The sequence below is a fragment of the Citrobacter sp. Cpo091 genome (genome assembly GCF_030332645.1).
In the GTDB taxonomy this organism is placed as follows: Bacteria; Pseudomonadota; Gammaproteobacteria; order Enterobacterales; family Enterobacteriaceae; genus Citrobacter; species Citrobacter portucalensis.
This window is the reverse complement of record NZ_JAOWHL010000023.1, coordinates 1-404: the sequence shown is the minus strand read 5'-3', so window position 1 is coordinate 404 and position 404 is coordinate 1. Positions and strand designations below refer to the sequence as shown.

Sequence of the window (404 nt, the reverse complement as noted above, 5' to 3'; positions counted from 1 at the left end):
GTGATGAGGCCGTGTTTTTCCGGGGCGCGGTAGGCAATCAGCCAGAGCACGGACCAGACAATCCCGAAGACGCTCGCCACCACGAAGGCGATGCGCCAGTTGTAATGGAGGATGGACCAGGCGACCAAGGGCGGCGCGAGCATGGCCCCGGCTGAAGTGCCGATACTGTAGATCCCACAGGCCAGGCCGCGCTCCCGGGGTGGGAACCACTGGGCGGAGACTTTCATTCCGGCAGGATTGAAGGTGGACTCGGTGAGGCCAATGCCCATCCGGAGTATCATCATGGGGAGCCAGGAGCTGAAGAAACCGGTCAGCGCGTTAAACACGGACCAGAGGATGGCCATCATGGCGAAGACCCAGCGTACGCCGAACCGGTCCATGATATAGCCGGCACAGACCCCGCC

At 62.6% G+C, this 404-nt stretch carries 1 protein-coding gene; it reads right to left on the bottom strand.

What is annotated here, in order from left to right; genetic code table 11:
- The coding region (locus OGY04_RS23165; protein ID WP_286584657.1) for an MFS transporter at positions 1-380 on the bottom strand (380 nt) is incomplete at its 3' end.
- Positions 381-404: the final 24 nt, after the last annotated feature.